The sequence below is a fragment of the Mesorhizobium sp. B2-5-7 genome, assembly GCF_006440875.1.
Taxonomy (GTDB): Bacteria; Pseudomonadota; Alphaproteobacteria; order Rhizobiales; family Rhizobiaceae; genus Mesorhizobium; species Mesorhizobium australicum.
The window spans coordinates 212,854-228,411 of record NZ_VFUO01000005.1; the positions used below are offsets into that span (position 1 = coordinate 212,854).

The 15,558-nt window shown below is 61.0% G+C and carries 13 protein-coding genes; 6 read left to right on the forward strand and 7 right to left on the reverse strand.

Going from position 1 to position 15,558, the window contains the following annotated elements; translation table 11 throughout:
• Positions 1–255: 255 nt before the first annotated feature.
• Genes FJ543_RS22105 through FJ543_RS22115 form a run of 3 tightly spaced genes read right to left on the reverse strand, consistent with a single transcriptional unit; the run spans position 256 to position 4,027 of the window.
• Positions 256–1,509, reverse strand: a complete 1,254-nt coding sequence (locus FJ543_RS22105; RefSeq protein WP_140877122.1) for a cytochrome c — start codon at positions 1,507–1,509, stop codon at positions 256–258.
• Positions 1,506–3,242: a GMC family oxidoreductase gene (locus FJ543_RS22110; protein WP_348643269.1), complete on the reverse strand. Its 1,737-nt coding sequence runs from the start codon at positions 3,240–3,242 to the stop codon at positions 1,506–1,508. The genes FJ543_RS22105 and FJ543_RS22110 overlap by 4 nt, the downstream gene beginning before the upstream one ends.
• 35 nt (positions 3,243–3,277) lie before the next feature.
• Entirely contained in the window at positions 3,278–4,027 is a 750-nt protein-coding gene (locus FJ543_RS22115) for a gluconate 2-dehydrogenase subunit 3 family protein (protein ID WP_140877124.1), read from the reverse strand.
• Between the two features lie 232 nt (positions 4,028–4,259).
• Here FJ543_RS22115 and FJ543_RS22120 point away from each other — a divergent pair, with 232 nt between their 5' ends.
• Positions 4,260–5,477 carry a cation:proton antiporter gene (locus FJ543_RS22120; protein ID WP_140877126.1) on the forward strand — a complete coding sequence of 406 codons (1,218 nt, stop codon included), beginning with the start codon at positions 4,260–4,262 and terminating at the stop codon, positions 5,475–5,477.
• 224 nt (positions 5,478–5,701) lie between these two features.
• Here FJ543_RS22120 and FJ543_RS22125 read toward each other — a convergent pair whose 3' ends face one another.
• The 4 genes from FJ543_RS22125 to FJ543_RS22140 form a co-directional block, all read right to left on the reverse strand.
• Complete coding sequence (locus FJ543_RS22125; RefSeq protein WP_140877128.1) at positions 5,702–6,400, reverse strand: ABC transporter ATP-binding protein; 699 nt, start codon at positions 6,398–6,400, stop codon at positions 5,702–5,704.
• Positions 6,397–8,247, reverse strand: coding sequence for a branched-chain amino acid ABC transporter ATP-binding protein/permease (locus FJ543_RS22130; protein ID WP_140877130.1), 1,851 nt, complete (start codon positions 8,245–8,247; stop codon positions 6,397–6,399). Before FJ543_RS22130 ends, FJ543_RS22125 begins: the two co-directional genes overlap by 4 nt.
• 10 nt (positions 8,248–8,257) lie before the next feature.
• The gene (locus FJ543_RS22135) at positions 8,258–9,133 is read right to left on the reverse strand and encodes a branched-chain amino acid ABC transporter permease (RefSeq protein ID WP_140877132.1); all 876 of its coding nucleotides are present in this window, start codon (positions 9,131–9,133) and stop codon (positions 8,258–8,260) included.
• A gap of 151 nt (positions 9,134–9,284) precedes the next feature.
• Positions 9,285–10,640 (reverse strand): substrate-binding protein, encoded by a 1,356-nt coding sequence (locus FJ543_RS22140; protein ID WP_140877134.1) that lies wholly within the window; start codon positions 10,638–10,640, stop codon positions 9,285–9,287.
• A gap of 226 nt (positions 10,641–10,866) precedes the next feature.
• On the opposite strand from FJ543_RS22140, the gene FJ543_RS22145 reads away from it, so the two are divergent.
• The 5 genes from FJ543_RS22145 to FJ543_RS22165 all read left to right on the forward strand — a co-directional run bounded on the left by FJ543_RS22145 (position 10,867) and on the right by FJ543_RS22165 (position 15,553).
• Positions 10,867–11,580 carry a Crp/Fnr family transcriptional regulator gene (locus FJ543_RS22145; protein WP_181174044.1) on the forward strand — a complete coding sequence of 238 codons (714 nt, stop codon included), beginning with the start codon at positions 10,867–10,869 and terminating at the stop codon, positions 11,578–11,580.
• Between the two features lie 180 nt (positions 11,581–11,760).
• Positions 11,761–12,600 (forward strand): GntR family transcriptional regulator, encoded by an 840-nt coding sequence (locus tag FJ543_RS22150; RefSeq protein ID WP_224682214.1) that lies wholly within the window; start codon positions 11,761–11,763, stop codon positions 12,598–12,600.
• 46 nt (positions 12,601–12,646) lie between these two features.
• Positions 12,647–13,633: a sialic acid TRAP transporter substrate-binding protein SiaP gene (locus tag FJ543_RS22155; RefSeq protein WP_140877138.1), complete on the forward strand. Its 987-nt coding sequence runs from the start codon at positions 12,647–12,649 to the stop codon at positions 13,631–13,633.
• 81 nt (positions 13,634–13,714) lie between these two features.
• Positions 13,715–14,266 carry a TRAP transporter small permease gene (locus FJ543_RS22160; RefSeq protein WP_140877140.1) on the forward strand — a complete coding sequence of 184 codons (552 nt, stop codon included), beginning with the start codon at positions 13,715–13,717 and terminating at the stop codon, positions 14,264–14,266.
• Between the two features lie 12 nt (positions 14,267–14,278).
• Positions 14,279–15,553 carry a TRAP transporter large permease gene (locus FJ543_RS22165; protein ID WP_140877142.1) on the forward strand — a complete coding sequence of 425 codons (1,275 nt, stop codon included), beginning with the start codon at positions 14,279–14,281 and terminating at the stop codon, positions 15,551–15,553.
• Positions 15,554–15,558: the final 5 nt, after the last annotated feature.

Consider the following 15,558-nt stretch of genomic DNA (forward strand, 5'->3'; position numbering starts at 1 on the left):
AGAGCTGCCCCAGCTCCCTGCGGGAGAAACCTTTGCCTGGCGATGCGGCCATTCACGCAGGGCCGCTCAGCCTTAGCGCCGCCCAGCGCACGCCCTTGCCGATCAACACTCCGCCGGTCGGATGCTTGGTCGATCCTCGCTGCCGCGGCGGCACCGTTGTGCAGGCCTTTAAAATGGACCGCTTGGCATGCCGCCAGCTCTGGAAGATTGCCTAACACCGCTTTCGCTACGGCCGCCGGACGTGGTGCAGAACACCTAATACGCGCTCGCCGCCGCCTCGACCGACTTGCGCAGGTCTCGCACCTCGTCGGAGCTCACCGCGCCTGCCTTGTTGCCCCAGGCATTGCGGACGTAGGTAGCGACTGATGCAATCTGGCCATCAGTAAGCTTCCATCCGAATGACGGCATCGCCATTGGGTTGGGACTTTCGGGCATCGAGGCAGCGTGCCCGCCGTTGAGGATGATGCGTAAAACCGACAGCGGCTGGTCGGATTGGACGACTGCATCCCCTTTGAGGGAGGGAAAGAGTCCTTTCACGCCGACGCCTCCTGACTGATGGCAAGCAGAGCATTGGTCGGCATAGATCGCCTGTCCGGCACGAACGACGTCCTGGTCTGGACCTTCCGAGGCTTGCCCAGCGGTAGCCGGAAGCGACTTTAGATACGTTGCGATCGCATGCAAATCTTCGTCGCTCATTTTGGATGTCGAGTCCTTGATAACCTCGGCCATCGGCCCATAGGCGGTGGTGCGGTCATTGCGGCCAGTCCTGAGAAAACGGGCTATGTCCTCCGTGTCCCACGATCCGAGGCCCTCACGCCGGTCGCCTGCCAGGCTCGGCGCGTACCAGTTCTGAATTTCCCCGCCCTGATACATTTGGTCCGTCTTGGCCGAGCCGAACATGTTCTTGGGTGTGTGGCAGGCCCCGCAGTGACCGAGCCCTTCCACCAGATACGCGCCGCGATTCCACTCCGCCGACTGCCTTTTGTCAGGCTGGAATTCGCCGGGCGTGAAGAACAGTTCGTTCCATCCCGCCATGGCGATCCGATGGTTGAGCGGCCATGTAAACTCGTTGGCACGCGTCGGTGCCCGGACCGGCTCAACCGTACGCAGATAAGCGCGGATGTCGTCAACGTCAGCGCGCGAAACCTTGGTGAACCAGGGATAGGGAAATGCCGGATAGAGACGGTGGCCATCTGCGGCTATCCCCTCGTGCATGGCGCGGTAGAATTGCTCCTCGGTCCACGCGCCGATGCCCGTCTCGGGGTCGGGGGTTATGTTGGCTGAGTAGATAGTGCCGAATGGCGTCTCGATGGGCCGGTCGCCGGCAAAGGGCTTGCCGCCATCCGCCGTATGGCAGGCGACGCAATCGCCGGCTGCCGCCAGACGGCGCCCGCGCTCCTGCCTGGCGAAGTCCCCGATCTGCGCTTGGGCGAAGGGGCCGGGAAGAACCAACCACCCGCCGATCAGGGCGGTGGTTGCAGCCAGGGCGAGGAGCGTCTGCTTCGTCATGTCTGCACCAGAGGACCTGGTCGCTTGAGATACTGATTGCGGATCGCGTCCGCGGCCCAAAGCGCAAGTGCGCTCACTGTCCCGGTTGGGTTGTATCCGCTGTTGTGCGGAAAGGCGCTGGCGCCGACCACGAACAGGTTAGACACGTCCCAGTGCTGCAGATACCGGTTGACCACGCTTTGCTGAGGAGTGACGCCCATAATCGCGCCACCTGTGTTGTGCGTCGACTGATAGGGCTCGATGTCATAATGCGGCCCCCGCGGCGACTTCTTGATCTCGCGCGGCTTCATCGCCTTTGCAATGTCGACCATCTTGGCCATGGTGAAATCCTGCATCTTCAATTCGTTCTGCTTGAAGTCGTAGGTCATGCGCATCAGCGGGCGGCCGTAGACGTCCCGAAAGCTTGGATCAAGATCCAGGTGGTTGGCCGCGTTCGGCATTACCGCCCCCATCAACGAAACCGACATGGAGGTCAGATAGTTCTCGATGAAGGCCTTCTTCCACTTGGCACCCCATTTCGGGGTGCCTTCCGGCAGGAACTCCGTCTCGATTGGCCGGCCGGTGGTCACGTAGCCGGCAATGTAGCCGCCGTGGATGAAACCAAGCCCGCTATGGTCGAAGTTATCGCCGTTCCAATCGTCGACGATCATGCCCAAAGCGCCGGCCCCCACAAAGGGATTGAGGACCTTGTCGCCAAGGAAGACGTCCACCGAAGGGGTAATCTGATAGCAATAGTTCTTGCCGAGCGTCCCCTGGCCGGTGCTTGGGTCGTAGATTGTCCCAATTCCGGAGGTCATCAACAGGTGCACGTTGTGGGTGATGTAGGCGCACACGACCACAAGGTCGGCGGGCTGTTCGTATTCGTTCCCGTGCATGTCGACGTAGGTGACACCCGTGGCGTGTTTGCGCGAGCTGTCGAGATTGACCGCAGTGACCTCGCTTTCGGTGCGAAGACCAAAGTTTTTCTTCTGCATCAAGACGGGCAAGATCGTCGTCTGCGCACTCGCCTTGGAATAGTTGCCGCAGCCGAACTTTTCGCAGAACCCGCAATAGGTGCAGGGCGCCAGACTGACACCGAGCGGGTTGGTATAGGCCTGTGACATGTTGGCCGAAGGGCATGGGAACGGATGCAGCCCGATCGAGCCCGCCGCTTCTGCAAACAACGTCGGCCCATAGGTCTGCTTCATCGGCGGCGTGGGGTAGGATTTGGAACGCCGTCCCTCGAAGGGGTTCCCGCCCGATTTTTTCTGTCCGTTTACGTTGCCGGCCTGACCGGCGATCCCGCACAGTTCTTCCCACCGGGTATAGTACGGCTCGAGCTCGTCATAGGTGACGCCCCAATCCTGCAGCGTCATGTCCTGCGGAACCATGCCTTCGCCATAGCGTGCGATCGTCTGGCTGCGGATCTCGAAGTCATACGGCAGGAAGCGCCAGGCCTGACCATTCCAGTGTAGGATCGAACCTCCGACGCCGGTTCCGGGTAAGAATGACCCCAGGCGCCGCATCGGCAGCGCCTTCTGGTCGGACGTATTGCGGAACGTCAGCGTCTCCTGGGCGGTCTGTTCGAACAGATGGCCGCGGTAGCGATAGCGCAGCTCGTCCTGGATGAAGGTTGGGGCAAAATCAGTGCTGGTTTCCCGCAAACTGCCACGTTCGATCGCAAGGACTTCGAGCCCAGCCTCGGTCAGTTCGTGTCCCATGATGGCGCCGGTCCAGCCGAATCCGACCAGCACGACATCAACCGCAGGAAGCTTCTGAGCCATCGTGCCTATCCCTTGCTGTCCCAAGCGGGCCGACCGCGAATACCGACAGGGGGCTGATCGTAGCGGTCCCCGTGGCGGTCGACCCAGTCGAGATAGTTGTAACGCGCACCCGGAAAGCCGAGCATCTTCCAGCCGGCCATGTCCTTGTTGCCGCCATAGATGGGATCGCTGAACATGCCCTCCTTGGTGTTCAGCCACAGCATTTTAAAGAATGTCTTGGCATCGACGCCGCCGAGATCAACCTTGCCCTTCTCAAGATCAGACAGGAGTGCATCCTGCGCTTCGGGCGCAAGCTCCGCGAAACGCCTGCCGCCTTGCGAAGCGACTGCATGCTGGTCAATCGCAGCGATCGCTGCGCGGTAGAGCGCGGAAGGCGTCATGCGCGATTGGTAGCCCTGCGTGTCCTCGCCCTTGTCCCAGGGGCCTTGCATGTACCAGCTGCCGCCGCGTCCATACGCCCCAGCGAGCTGATGGTCGATGAACAGCGGCACACCACAGCCGCGGGCACCCGGGCCCAGAGCATCCTCAGGGATCAGCCTTTCGGTCGCGGCTTCGACAAAGGCGGCCTCGTCGGCGGTGAAGAATTTATAGTCAGCCGCATCGAGCGGGTTTGGCGCGTCCGCCTGATGTGGCAGCCACCTGTCAGCGTCGCCGCCTTTGACGTCTCGCGCCGAAGCCGCCCCAATCGTGGCCGATGCTGCGACTGTCGCACCTGCCGTGAGAAACCTACGGCGGCTCAACAGGTTCGGCTTCATGGCGGAGATCCAGCAGCTGTGGGATTATTTGATCCGCAACCCGCTTCATCCCGAAATGTTCCGCTGCTGACGCGTTTGTGATCGGGAACATCGCGCGGCGTATCGGCCAGGGTGCATCCGCATCTGCTCTGGTCACATCTCCACTTCCAGCTATTCGAACTTCTTCGCACCGGCGGTTCCACTGGGGCTTCAGAGCCCTAGTTGTCCTGGTCAGACCTTACCTGAGGCCGCTATGAACGATCTTCCAATCCTCACCCTGGGGATGATCCTGCTCACCGCTTCCTTGGTGGCGATGATCTCCAGACGGCTGCAACTTCCTTACAGCGTCGGGCTTGTTGCGGCAGGTATCGCGCTTGGCTTCATGCCCGGCGTTGTCGAACTTCCGCTCAGTCGGGATCTGATTTTCACGGTCTTTTTGCCGCCGCTGATTTTCCAGGCGGCCCTTGCGATCGAATGGCGTCATTTTCGCCTGAATCTGCCGGTCACAGTTCTGCTCGCTTTTCCCGGGGTCGCAATTGCCGCCGCAGTGGTTGCGGCTGGCATGCATTTGCTGCTCGGATGGACGTGGATCGGAGCCGGACTGTTCGGCGTGCTGATAGCGGCGACCGATCCGGTGTCGGTTATCGCAGCCTTCAAGGAGATGAAGGTTCAGCCCCGCCTGGCTCTGCTTGTCGAATCGGAAAGTCTGCTTAATGACGGCGCGGCCGCGGTTGGCTTCGGCATCCTGGCGGCAATCGCGGCAGGCGCCGAAGCGACACCCCTGAACGTTGCTGCGTCGCTGTTCTGGACGGTTGCCGGTGGGATTGCCTCCGGCGTGGCCGTGGCAGCTGTGCTGCTTCTGATTGCCGGCCGGACCGAAGACCATCTCGTTGAGATAACCCTGACCACCATCGCGGCCTATGGTTCGTTTCTGCTTGCTGAGGATCTTGGCATGTCGGGCGTGCTGGCTACACTCACCGCAGGCTTGATCGTCGGCAACGTCGGATGGAAAGGCGCTATCTCCGCCAATGCCAGAAGTCACGTTCTGGCGTTCTGGGAATACGCGGCCTTCCTGGCAAATTCCGTCGTGTTCATCTTGATCGGCGGCCATGAAGCCCATCAGCCACTTGGGATATTCGCAGGCACCTCGGCGATCGCCATCATCCTGGTGCTGGTTGGCCGGACCTTGGCTATCTATCCTTTCTGTGCCCTGCTTGCTGCGACTCCCCTGAAGGTGGATGCCAGCTATCAGCACATTCTGGTATGGGGCGGGCTGCGCGGTGCGCTCGCTCTGGCCCTGGCGCTTGCACTTCCTGAAAACGTCGCCGAGCGCAGTCAAATAATCGTTGTCGCGTTCGCGGTCGTTGCCTTCTCCATCTTTGTCCAGGGGCTGAGCATGCCGTGGCTTATCAGATGGATGGGGCTTACCGCCGAACGCGCGGGTTCCTCCACACCTGACCGGAGCCGGTGAGGAAGTCGAGGCCGTTCGCGGGTTCTCGACTGCTCAGGCGCTGTCATGTCAGCAGGCTGGAAAAGCCATCCCACTCGGTTGCAGCTCGGGCTGCGCCGGACGCATGCCTGTCCAGCAGATCGCCACGCATCGGGCGCAATGAGATGCGCGGCCCGCGTTGCGGGACCTGATGCCAGCCGCGTGCCCCCGCTCACGGGACGACCAGGAACAGCACGCCGCCCGGGCTAAACACCGATGTAGCGTTGCAAGAGTTCAGGCTGCGCCTTGATCTCCGCGGCAGGGCCTTCGTGGACGATATGGCCGTTGTTGATGATGTAGACCCGCTTTGCCAGCGAAAGCGTTGCCGCCAGGTTCTGTTCGACAAGAACGAGGGTATGGCCGGCTTCGGCCAGGTCGCGGCAGGTGCGAACGAGATTCTGTACGATGACAGGTGCAAGGCCCTCGAACGGCTCGTCGAGCAGGATGATTTTCGGGTCGCGAACAAGAGCGCGGGCGATCGCCAGCATCTGCTGTTCGCCGCCCGAAAGATCGGTACCCCGGCTGCCCCGCCTTTCCTTCAGCCGAGGGAAGATCTCGTATATGCGCTCGAGCGGCCATCTGTTGTCTGCGGTCAATCCAGCCAGGATGATGTTGTCTTCGACGCTCAAGCTGCCGAAGATGCGGCGATCCTCGTGGACCAGCTGCATTCCGCGTCGAGCGATGCTGTGCGCCTTGCTGCCCGCCAGTTCCTCACCATCGAGCTTGATACTGCCCGTTCGCGGCGTCACAACTCCCATCAGGCTCTTTAGCGTCGTCGACTTGCCGGCGCCGTTCCTGCCAAGCAGCGCGATCACCTCGCGCTTTTCAACACGCAGCGATACGTCGAATAGAATGTGGCTGTCACCGTAGTAGCTGTTCAGCCCGGCGACCTCGAGCAGGCTCATGCTAACTCCTCGTGGATCCCGCCGAGATAGGCTTCCTGCACCTTTGCATTGGCCTTGATCTCATCTGGCGTCCCTTCCACGAGGACGCGGCCCTCCTGCAGCACGGTCACCCTTTCGACCAGTTCGAACAGCGCATCCATGTCGTGGTCGATGATGATCATCGTGCGGCCGCGCGCGACCGACTTCAGCAGTGCAACGGTCTCCACGCGCTCTCGTGGACTCATCCCCGCAAGTGGCTCGTCAAGCAGCAGCAGGCTGGGCGAGGTTGCCAGGGCCAAGCCAATCTCGAGCCGGCGTTTCTCACCATAGGCAAGTTCGGATACTGAGGTCTCGGGCCGGTGCGTGAGGTTCACCAGCGCCAGCGTGCGCTCCACCTGCTCTTCGAGACCTGGGATTGCGCGGATGTTGCGGAAGAGATCGAGCCTGAACCTGCCGCGAAGCTCGCCCAAGGCGGCGATCGTAAGATTCTGCCTGACCGTCAACCGATCAAAGAGCTGGTTGATCTGGTAGCTCTTGGTCAGCCCGAGCTGGCATACATCCGCGACGCCCAAATTGGTGATGTCACGGCCCTGGAACAGGATCCTGCCGGATGTCGGCGTCACCTCTCGGGTGAGCATCTTGAAGAAGGTGCTCTTGCCGGCACCATTTGGACCGATTATGCCCCGCACCTCGCCGTGCTCTACGCTGAAGTCGATGTCGCTGTTGGCCAGCAGGCCCCCGTAACGCTTGCTCAACCCGATGGCGCGAAGGATCGGTCCGGCCGCGGAGTCTGTCGGGCGGTGTCTTGTCGGCATCAGCTGCGCGCTGGAGGGGAACCTAGAGTGGTTGTTCGAGGGGAGTGCGTCTGACAACTGTGCCGGCCCCGCGGCTTTCTTTCCGCCCGTGCCCCATTCATAGACGTCGATAATAGCGCCAACGATGCCTCGCCTGAGAAAACAGACGAGCAGCACGAAGACGATGCCAAGCACCAGCTTCCAGATCGCGCCAAGGTGCAGCGTGTTCTGGAAGAAGTCGCTCAGAAAGAGCCACACCGTGGCACCGACCAAGGGCCCGAACAGTGTTCCAGCGCCGCCGATTGCGGTCTGCATGACGAGCTGGCCGGAGGTGTCGAACATGAAGGCTTCGGGCGGCATGAAGCCCTGCATGACACCGAGCAAACCGCCGGCGAAGCCGGCATAAACGGCGGCAATCACGAAAGCGGCGTGTTTGTAGCGGTGGATGTCGTGGCCCAGCGCCGCGGCGCGTAGAGGGTTGTCCCGGATGGCCGAGAGGATCGCTCCCACGGGCGAGCGCACGATCCGCAACGCGATCATCAGGCCAACGAAATACCAGAAGGCCAGGAAGACATACATCGTTCGATCGGTATCGAATTCGAGTGTGGTGAAGCCAAGGTCGAAACTCGGCGTCGGCACTCCGGGCAGGCCGTTTTCGCCACCGGTGTAAGCCGATAGCGGGTTGAACTCGACGAAGAAGAACACCTCCGAAATCGCCACCGTGATCATCGCGAAGTAGATGCCTGTCCGCTTCAGCGCGATCAATCCGACCAGATAACCAACGAGGCCGGCCACGATGGCGCCGATGCAGACGGACGCCAGCACGTGGGGGAAGTTCAACTCGGTCATCAGATAGGCCGCGAACATGCCGCCCGTGCCGAAAAACGCGGACTGGCCGAACGAAAGCAGCCCGGTGTAGCCGAAGAGAATGTCGAATCCCAATCCGAACAGGCCCCAGATCAGAATGCGATTTATGGTCGCCGGCGCAAAGCCGAAATGCGGCAGCACGAATGGCGCTACGACCAACGCGATCGCCGTCAGCACCTCGACCAGAAATGGTTTTTTGCTGTTCATGGCGCACCCGTCACTCACGGCCCGCCGTGCCGAACAGTCCGTACGGGCGAAGCACGAGCACGAGAGTCATCGCCACAAAAAGCATGACATAGGCGTAGCCCGGGTTGAACATCGAGGTGATGGAGATGATCTCGCCAGCGATCAGGCCCCCGACAACGGCACCCGGGAAAGATCCTACGCCGCCGATGACGACGACAACGAAGGTCTGCACCAGGATCCACTCGCCGACGTCCGGCGCGATCGACACCACTGGCGCGTTTACGATACCGGCAAAACCGGCCGCCATCGCCCCGATGCCGAACACCAGCGTGAAGATCTTGTGGACGTCTATGCCAAGCGAGCTGACCATCACAGAGTCCTCAATGCCGGCGCGCACGATCATGCCGATGCGGGTGCGGTAGAGCACGAAGTAGAGCGCGAGCAGCGCAACGGCGACGATAGCCAGCAGAGCCAGGCGATACGTGGGATACATCATGAAACCGAGCGGGGTGATGCCGACCAGCGGGCCGGGCGGGGGCACGGTCTTCGACAGGCCGCCGAAAAAGAAGCGCACCGCCTCGACAAAGACGATGCCCAGTCCGAACGTGACGAGTAGCTGATCCTCATAGGGTCGCGAATAGAAAGGCCTGATGATGAGCTTCTCCATGAGGAGGCCGACCAGCATGACGAAGAGCGAACCGGCGACCACGGCAGCGACGAAAGAGCCGGTATAATCATAGGCGACGTAGCCGGCATACCCGCCAAGCATGAACATCGCGCCATGCGCCAGGTTGAGCACACCGAGTGTCCCGTAAATGATGGTCAAGCCGGAGGAAATGAGGGCCAGCAGCGCCCCCAGCACCAAGCCGTTGAAGCATTGCGATATAAAATTGGCCCAGTTGATCACGCTGCCGCCCGCCGTCCGAGGTTAAGGAATAGTTCGTGCCGTCGCTGCCAGGACGAGCCATCCGGTAACGTAGGTCGTTCGGGCCGCGGGTCGAAAGCGGGAGCGCCGGCCTTCTCCGCGCTCCATGCGCGGAAAAGGCCTCACGCGTACCTCAGGTATAGTCGCCGAGCTGACAGCCGAAAGCGTCGGGCTTCTGCATCAGACCTTCGCCGGGCACGATCTCGACGACGTCCCAGAAATCCTCCTCATTTTTCATGTCCTTGGCGGCCTTGCCACGAACGATGACGACGGGACGAATGAGCTGGTGATCCTCTGCACGGAATTTCACATCGCCGACCATCGATGGGAAGGTCTCGCCCTTCTCATACTGCTTGATTACGTCGGGTGGATAGAAACTTCCTGCTTCCGAGACCATGCGTGCCCAGATAGCGAATTGCATGTAGCCATTCTCGGCGCCCCATTCAGGCCGGTAGTTGTACTTCTTCTGGAAAGCATCGACGAAAGCCTTGGCCAGGGGGTACTGGTCTTCCATCGTCCACCAGAAATCGGTGGCCGCAAACACGCCTTCAGTCAGGTCCGCCCCGACTTCCTTGGCCAGGAATGGGATTTGGTACGGAATCACCATCTTCATGTTCGGCGTCAGGCCGAACTGCTTGGCCTGTTGTACTGACAGCACGGCGTCGCGGCCCCAGTTGACGTTGACGATGAACTCGGCGCCGGAATTGGCAATATTGGTAAGATACTGGCTGAAGTCCTGGGTTCCGAGCGGCGACACCTGGTTCGTCACCATCTGCCAGCCACCCTGCGAAGTCAGATAGTCGTTGACCGATTTGGTGACGGTGTGGCCGTAGGTATAGTCGGGCGTCATGAACGCGGCCTTCTTGCCGTTCCCAAAGTTCTTCAGCAGCACCGGACCGATGGCGTTGGCGCAGGTTTCGCCATAGACGCACTGACGGAAAGAGTAACGCGCGCAGTCCTTGCCAGTCGTGTCATTCGAGCCGGAGATGGCCACAAGGTAGAGGATCTTTTCGCGCTGGGCGAATTTGTTGAGTGCGACGGCCACCGCCGAGGACGTGGAGCCCGTCATGGCGACGATCTTCTTGTCGTTGATGAAAGTCTGCTGTTCCTGCACGGCGTTGTTCGGTTTGGCGGCTGAGTCGGCGACGACCAGTTCCACCTTCTTGCCCAGTACCCCTTTCTCGATCTTAGGCGCGATCTGTTTGAGCAGATCGTTGCCTTCGTTGATGTGCTCGATCGCCAGCTGCATGCCCTTGAGTTCATCCTCGCCCTGTACCGCATAGGCGCCCGTGCGCGGGACAGAAGCGCCGATATAGACGGTGTCTCCCTGCGAGCCTACAGGCCAGGTGCCGAGCGCAGGCTTGTCGTCGGCGGCAAAGGCCGGGCGTAGGAATGAAGCTGGCAGCATCATGCTGCCGGCAACGCCGGCGCCGGCCTGCAGCATGGTGCGCCGGGACAGGCCGGCCGATTTATGGTCGTTGAATTGCATTGCATGTTCCTCCCTTGGCAAGCGCTTCTGGAGCACTCGTTGCTGCCCGCGCTCGGGCAGAAATCGGATCGCATTGGCATTCGCAACCGCACGAGAGGTTCGGTCAATGCAACTTTGGTTGGATGATTTGGATTAATAATCTAGATTAACAAGCCACCGCAAATTGCATCGGCAGACGGAACTCTCACCGCGCGGACGTGGAATGCCCCTAAACGGTCACGCAGTGATGGCCAGACTGACGCAGGTCATGAAACTTGGGGCAGCTGACCTCGCCAGTCTTGAAGCCCTCTTTGAGCGAGAGGTTACCGTCGGGAAGCGAGAGGAACTCGTCATCCACGGCTCGCCCTTCCGCAGCTTGTGCTTTGTCAAAGACGGATACGCAATTCGCTACAGGGTGCTGCGAAGCGGAAGGCGTCAAATCCTCAAGCTCATCCTGCCGGGTGACGTCATCGGATTTCCGGTCAGCTTTTTCGATCGATCCACCTATACCGTCGTGGCGCTCACTGAAGTGACCTGCACGGTCTGTTCGCTCGAGTCCTATATCGGCCTGTGCTACGAGCAACCGCAATTCGGACTTGTTCTGAGTTGGCTCGCCGCGCAGGAAGCGGCAGGCTATGCCGAGCATATCGTCAACATTGGCCGGCGCAGGCCGATCGAGCGCTTGGCCCACCTCCTGCTCGAACTGCATGAACGCCTTTCGCAGGTCGGACGTGCCACCGAAACTCGCTTTGATCTCCCGTTCTCGCAGGAGATCATGGCCGACGCCCTCGGGCTGAGCGTGCCGCATCTCAACCGCGTCATGCAGCAGTTGCGCGTGCAACGACTGATTACGACCGAGGCACGTCGCATCGAATTGACGGACGCCACCGCTCTGCAAACCCTGGCCCAGTATGAACCGCTAGGCCTCGCCCCGATCGGCCTGCCGGATCGTCTGCGCTGAGTGCTGGCTGCCTTCTTCAGGGCAAGTCGCCAGGCATGTGGACACGCGAGGGCCGGAACCGAGCGATACGAAAGCGTCGCGCAAGCAGCTCCCTCCGGTTGACCTGTTTGTCGTGGGCCAGGCGCTTGGCACGGTCGCACTAGTGCGACCTGGGCTGCCTTCAGGGCTTGTATGTTAGATATGTCAGGGCGTATGATCCTGTTCGAGAAACTGGGCAGGGATGGTTTGACGGACGAAACGACAACGCTGCTTTCCGCCGCAACCCCGCCGCCGCGTGACGGAGCGGGTCGCAACGCTTTCGGCTTTTCCGGCAGTGCGCAGAAGATTGCGACTCTCGTTCATCGACGCCTACGCGACGATATTCTGTCGCTTGCGCTCAAGCCTGGGACGGTCGTTTCGGAAAATGAGCTTTCGGCTGTCTACGGCATCGGGCGAACGCCGGTCCGGGAAGCCCTGTTGCGCCTATCCGACGAAGGCCTGGTCGAAGTCGTCCCGAAGTCGGGGACGCGGGTTACGCGGATTCCGGCGTCACGGTTGCCTGAAGCTATCCTGGTGCGCAAATCGCTGGAAGACATCACCACCCGGGCCGCGGCTGAATGCGCCAGCATCAGCGATCTTATGGGCTTGCGCATGCTGATCCAGCGCCAGCGGGAGGCCGCCGAACAGGCAAATGAAGCCGCCTTCCACGCCGCGGACGAGGCTTTCCATGCACAGATCGCACGGGCGGCAGGTTATCCCGGTATCTGGGTGCTGGTCCAGCAGGTGAAGGCACAGGTTGACCGCTATCGCCGCCTTACCTTGCCGCAGAAAGGGCGCATGGCGCGCGTCCAGAAGGATCATGAGGCCGTCCTGGCCGGACTTGAAGCGCGTGATTGCGCCGCCGCCGCCGCTGCCATGGCCGCGCACATCGACCAGCTGAGGCTCGATATCGGGGCGATCCGAAGTCTTCATCCGGACTATTTCACAGACGAGACCGATGCCGACCGCAGATCGGACATGAGGGAGAGCAGCGGCGGATAGGCGAGGGTGTCCGCACCGAATTGGTTGAACACAGGGAGGAACTGTCATGATCACCAAACTTTTCAGGCTGGCCGTCGCCGCTTTCGCGGTGCTTTCGGCATTTGCCATCGGGCCGGCATCGGCCCAAACGGTGCTGAAATGGGCGCATGTCTACGAGACCGGCGAGCCCTATCACATCCAGGCGCTATGGGCCGCTGACGAAATCGCCAAACGCACGGACGGCCGATACAAGATCGAGGTATTCCCGGCCTCGCAGCTGGGCAACGAAAACCAGATAAACGAGGCGCTGACGCTTGGCACGGTCGACATGATCTACACTGGCGTCGCCTTCGCCGGCTCGATCTACGGTCCGCTGTCGATGACCAATGCCCCGTTCATCCTGCGTGATTTCAACCACTGGAAATCCTATCGCGATTCACCGCTCTTCCAGGATCTGGCCAAGGGCTATGACGACAAGACCGGACACCACATCGTTTCCCTGACCTACTATGGCCAGCGCGACGTGACTGCCAACAAGGAGATCAAGGAACCGGAGGACATGAAGGGCATGAAACTGCGCGTACCCCCGGCGCCCTTGTTCAAGATGTTCACCAAGTCGGTCGGCGCCAACGCCACGCCGATCGCGTTTTCCGAGGTCTATCTCGCTCTGCAACAAGGCACGGTCGACGGCCAGGAAAATCCGCTCCCGACCATCATGGCCAAGAAGTTCTATGAAGTGCAGAGCCATATCATGCTGACCGGTCACATCACCGAATCGCTGGTCACCATCGTCGGCGGTCATGTCTGGAGCGCGATGAGCGAGGAGGACAAGAAAGTCTTCACCGACGTGCTGAAGGAGGCTGCCTCGCGCTGCACCGACCAGATCCGCACCCAAGAAAGCGAGCTCGCCGACAAGTTCCGCGCTATGGGCAAGACGGTCGTCGACGTCGATCGCGAGGCCTTCATCAAGGCGGCGCGGCCGCTGCACAACGATCCCGACTCCGGCGCTGTCTGGACGAAGGAGCAGTACGACGCTTTGCAGGCCCTCAAATAGTCGCCAAATCCCGCCCCGGGGGAGGCCTCGCCTCCCGGTCTGCTATCCGCAAAGCTGCGGGCCAGGAATAGGGAAACCGCTATGACGCAAGACAGCCTTGGCGACGCGGCGCGCATTCGCGTCTCCGAAGAGGAGCCCGATCCTCCAATCGAGCATCATGTCGAGGACTGGCTTGCCTTCGCCATCTTCTGGAGCATGGCGATCATCGTCTTCCTGCAGTTCTTCACGCGCTATGTGCTCAACAATTCGCTGGCCTGGACCGAGGAGATCGCCCGCTATCTCCTGATGATCATCACCTTTGTCGGCGCCGCGATCGCCATGCGGCGCGGCACCCACATCAGCGTCCAGGTTGCGCATATGTTTTTGCCCGCACCGGCCGTACGCGCTTTGAACTTCATCATCGACGTGCTGGTGATCGGCTTCGTGGGACTTTTGTGCTGGTTCTCCATTGCGATCACACGGCTCATGCAAATCCAGACCATGACCGTGTTTCCATGGCCGATGAGCATCGTCTATGGCGGCATCGCCATCGGTTGTTTCCTGATGCTGTGGCGCGCGGCGGGGCGCTTCCTCGCCGGCGCCAGGCGCGGCTGGCGTCCTGATCTGAGCCGCACAGAACTGATCATCGATTGAGGCCGGACAAAAATGTGGCTCCTGTTCCTAGCGTTTTTCGCCCTGCTGCTGATCGGTGCGCCGATCTTCCTTGCCCTGGGCGGCGCCTCCCTGGTTTACACCGTGTTCTTGTCCAGCATCCCCGACTTCGTGGTGCTGCATCGCATGGCCGGCGGCGTCGATTCCTTTCCGTTGCTGGCGGTGCCATTCTTCATCCTCGCCGGCAATCTCATGAACACGGCTGGTATCACGAACCGCATCTTCGACTTCGCCGCCTCCGCCGTGGGCTGGCTGCGCGGCGGGCTCGGGCATGTCAACGTCGTCGCCTCGATCATCTTTGCCGGCATGTCGGGAACCGCCGTGGCCGACGCCGGAGGGCTCGGCAACATCGAAATCAAGGCGATGCGCGACCACGGCTACGACCACGAATTCTCGGTCGGCATCACGGCCGCATCCTCCACCATCGGGCCGATCATCCCGCCTTCGCTGCCAATGGTGGTGTTCGGCGTCATGGCCAACGTTTCGATCGGTCAGCTTTTCACCGCAGGGATCATACCCGGCCTCGTGGTAGCAGCCGCACTGATGCTCTACGTGAGTTGGTATGCTCGACGCAACGGGCTGGGCCGCGACCAGTCGTTCCGCTGGCGCGCACTTGGGCGTGATTTCATTCGCGCTATTCCCGCATTGCTGACCCCCGTCATCATCATCGGTGGCATGACCACGGGAGCCTTCACACCGACCGAAGCGGCCGTCGCTGCTTGTGCCTGGGCGCTGTTCCTCGGAATTTTCCTTTACCGCTCGCTCACCTTCCGACAGTTCTACCGCATCACGCTGGAGACCATAGAGACGACCGCAAGCGTGCTCATCATCGTCGGCGGCGCCTCCCTGTTCGGCTGGGTGCTGACCACCACACGGGTGACGGAACATGTAGCCGCCGGGTTGCTCTCGATCACCGACAATCCGCTGCTGCTGCTGCTGATCATCAACATCATCCTGCTGGTCGTCGGCTGCTTCATGGAGACCATCGCCGCGATCTCGATCCTGGTGCCGATCCTGATGCCGGTGGTCAATCAGGTCGGTATCGACCCGGTCCAGTTCGGGGTGGTCATGGTACTCAACCTCATGATCGGTCTGCTGACTCCGCCTGTCGGCATGGTGCTGTTCGTTCTGTCGCGCGTCGGCAAACTGTCATTCGACCGCACGGTCATGGCGGTGCTGCCGTTTCTCATCCCGCTGCTGATCGTTCTGGTGCTGGTTTCGGTGATCCCGCAACTGACGCTTTGGTTGCCGACGATGTGGTACCGGTGAGCTGT

What these genes read in the sequence shown, in the direction of transcription:
- FJ543_RS22105 (WP_140877122.1), bottom strand. Translation starts at nt 1,509, where the DNA reads ATGACGAAGCAGACGCTCCTCGCCCTGGCTGCAACCACCGCCCTGATC.
- FJ543_RS22115 (WP_140877124.1), bottom strand. Translation starts at nt 4,027, where the DNA reads ATGAAGCCGAACCTGTTGAGCCGCCGTAGGTTTCTCACGGCAGGTGCG.
- FJ543_RS22120 (WP_140877126.1), top strand. Translation starts at nt 4,260, where the DNA reads ATGAACGATCTTCCAATCCTCACCCTGGGGATGATCCTGCTCACCGCT.
- FJ543_RS22125 (WP_140877128.1), bottom strand. Translation starts at nt 6,400, where the DNA reads ATGAGCCTGCTCGAGGTCGCCGGGCTGAACAGCTACTACGGTGACAGC.
- FJ543_RS22130 (WP_140877130.1), bottom strand. Translation starts at nt 8,247, where the DNA reads ATGAACAGCAAAAAACCATTTCTGGTCGAGGTGCTGACGGCGATCGCG.
- FJ543_RS22140 (WP_140877134.1), bottom strand. Translation starts at nt 10,640, where the DNA reads ATGCAATTCAACGACCATAAATCGGCCGGCCTGTCCCGGCGCACCATG.
- FJ543_RS22145 (WP_181174044.1), top strand. Translation starts at nt 10,867, where the DNA reads ATGGCCAGACTGACGCAGGTCATGAAACTTGGGGCAGCTGACCTCGCC.
- FJ543_RS22150 (WP_224682214.1), top strand. Translation starts at nt 11,761, where the DNA reads ATGTCAGGGCGTATGATCCTGTTCGAGAAACTGGGCAGGGATGGTTTG.
- FJ543_RS22155 (WP_140877138.1), top strand. Translation starts at nt 12,647, where the DNA reads ATGATCACCAAACTTTTCAGGCTGGCCGTCGCCGCTTTCGCGGTGCTT.
- FJ543_RS22160 (WP_140877140.1), top strand. Translation starts at nt 13,715, where the DNA reads ATGACGCAAGACAGCCTTGGCGACGCGGCGCGCATTCGCGTCTCCGAA.
- FJ543_RS22165 (WP_140877142.1), top strand. Translation starts at nt 14,279, where the DNA reads ATGTGGCTCCTGTTCCTAGCGTTTTTCGCCCTGCTGCTGATCGGTGCG.